Annotated in this window: 1 protein-coding gene; it reads left to right on the plus strand. The window is 64.9% G+C overall.

Going from position 1 to position 353, the window contains the following annotated elements:
• Positions 1 to 353: transposase (locus BGN97_RS06790; protein ID WP_292699211.1), on the plus strand; the 353-nt coding region annotated here is incomplete at both ends.

The following is a 353-nucleotide window of genomic DNA, read 5'->3' on the forward strand; positions in this document are numbered from 1 at the left end:
GTCGGTGCCGTCGAGATCGACGTGCCGAGAGATCGTGACGGGTCGTTCCAGCCGAAGATCGTGCGCAAGCGGCAGCGGCGGTTGGACGGGATCGACGAGATTGTCCTATCGCTGACCGCGCGCGGGCTGACGACGGGTGAGGTCGCGGCGCACTTCGACGACGTCTACGGCGCGAGCGTCAGCAAGGACACGATCTCGAAGATCACCGACAAGGTGATCGAGGAGATGACCGAGTGGCAGAACCGTCCACTGGACCGGGTCTACCCGGTGGTGTTCATCGACGCGATCGTGGTGAAGGTCCGGGACGGGCAGGTGCGCAACAAGCCGTTCTACGTCGCCGTCGGCGTCACCAC

The sequence above is a fragment of the Microbacterium sp. 69-10 genome (assembly GCF_001897945.1).
Lineage (GTDB): Bacteria > Actinomycetota > Actinomycetes > Actinomycetales > Microbacteriaceae > Microbacterium.